The sequence below is a fragment of the Myxococcus vastator genome (assembly GCF_010894475.1).
Lineage (GTDB): Bacteria > Myxococcota > Myxococcia > Myxococcales > Myxococcaceae > Myxococcus > Myxococcus vastator.
In genome coordinates this window covers 1-1,737 of the sequence record NZ_JAAIYB010000800.1, presented here as the reverse complement: position 1 = coordinate 1,737, position 1,737 = coordinate 1, and the positions used below count along the sequence as shown (strand labels likewise).

Genomic DNA, 1,737 nt, shown 5'->3' with positions numbered 1-1,737 from the left:
CCCCCCGCGCTGCTCAGCCGGGTGCCGCCGCGCCCCAGCAGTTCGGCGCCGCGCCCCAGCAGCCCGCGCCTCGCGCCGCGCAACCCGGTGCCGCGCCCCAGCAGGCCTCGCCCCGCGCCGCTCAGCCTGCTGCCGCGCCTCCGCAGGCCGGAGCCGCGCTGCCTCACGCCGCGCAGCCGGGTGCCGCGCCGCGCCCGCCGCAGCCGGGTGCAGCCGTGCCTCGCGCCGCTCAGCCCCAGCCGGCGACCGGTTCCCCCATGACGCCGGCCTATGGAACGCCGCCGGTGGCGCCCGCGCCGCGTCCGCAGGCCCCGGCACAGCTGGCGGCTCCAGCGATTGCGCCCGTCGGCCTGCCCCGCATGGAGCAGGCGGCGCCTCCCGCGGGCCTGCCCCGCATGGAGCAAGCAGCACCTCCCGCCGCGTCCACTTCCGGACTGCCTCGCATGGAGCACGCGGAAGCCGCCTCGACGGGTCTCCCGCCGATGGAGTCCCCGTCCACGGCTCCCTCGGCCCTGCCCCACATGGAGCCGCTCCTCCCCGGCGTGTCCGTGGGGGTGGCTCGCTCCGAGGCCATCAAGGCGCCTCCGTCCAAGGCCCAGGTCAAGTCCGCTTCGGGCGTCACGGAAGTGCGCGCCCGCCCGGCCTCCCTGTGGCGGCGGCTGCTCTCCTTCTCCGTCGACACGGCGGCCATCGCCGGGGTGGCGGCGCTCTACATCACCCTGGCCTCGTCCGTGACGGGGCTGAAGACGCCGGAAGCGGGGCTGACGGGGTTCGATGCCTTCGTGGCCTGGCTGCGCGCCCTCCAGACCATCCTCCTGCCCGGGTTTTTCCTCGTGCTGGTGCTCGCGCTCGTGTACTGCGCGGTGGCGGCCTTCCTCTGGAACGGCCGGACGCTCGGACGGCTGCTCCTGGGTCTGCGGCTGGTGGACACACATGGGCTCGCCCCGGCACCGGGTCGGGCCATCGTGCGCGCCCTGCTTTCCGGCGTGTCCTTCGTGTTCTTTCTGGGTGGCTTCTGGATGGCGCTTTTCGACCGGCGCGGGCAGACGCTTCATGACAAGCTGACGTCCACCTTCGTCATTCAACCGAGCTGAACCACCGGCTCATTGTGCCTTGCGGCCGCGGCCGTAAGATGCCGCGTCCTACATGCCCGCCCGTCTCGCCCAGTTCCTCGTCTCACGCATGCTTCTCACGCAGGAGAAGGCGGGGGAGGTGCTGCGTCAGCACCAGACCCTGGGCGGGCAGGTGGACTCCGTGCTGTTGGAGCACGGCGTCGCCAGCGAGGCGGACGTGCTCGCGATGCTCGGGGAGGTCTCCGGCTTCATGCCGGTGAACCTGATGGACTTCGAGCCCAATCCCGAAGTCGCCTCCTTCATCCCGCCCAAAATCGCCGAGCGCCTGTGCGTCGTCCCCCTGTCCCTGGACGGCAACACGCTGCACGTCGCCAGCGGCTACCCGGTGCCCAAGAAGGAGCTCGACGAGGTCGGCTTCCTGCTGGGCAAGCCGCTCGAGCTCTGGGTGGCCACCGAGGTGCGCGTCCGCGAGTGGGTCTCCACCATCTACCGCCAGCCCCTGTCCCCGCGCTTCGCGAAGCTCGCGGCGGCGTTGGACCCAGAAGCCCAGGCGGCCCTGCCCCCGCCGCCGCCCGCCGCGGCCTTGGAAGAGGAGTCGCTCACCGCGGACATGGTGGAGCGGCTGGCTCGCTCCGTCGCGCAGGAGCCCCTCGCCGTGGAGACC

Annotated in this window: 2 protein-coding genes; both read left to right on the top strand. The window is 73.1% G+C overall.

Annotation, left to right across the window (positions count from 1 at the left end; translation table 11 throughout):
• The first annotated feature begins 257 nt into the window (after positions 1-257).
• A complete protein-coding gene (locus tag G4D87_RS37405) occupies positions 258-1,094 on the top strand; it encodes an RDD family protein (RefSeq protein WP_240358929.1) in 837 nt (278 codons plus the stop codon).
• 52 nt (positions 1,095-1,146) lie between these two features.
• A partial coding sequence (locus tag G4D87_RS37400; RefSeq protein WP_504112909.1) for a GspE/PulE/PilB domain-containing protein occupies positions 1,147-1,737 on the top strand: 591 nt, incomplete at its 3' end.

Excerpts from the sequence above, each read along its gene's own strand:
- G4D87_RS37405 (WP_240358929.1), top strand. The coding sequence starts at position 258 with ATGACGCCGGCCTATGGAACGCCGCCGGTGGCGCCCGCGCCGCGTCCG.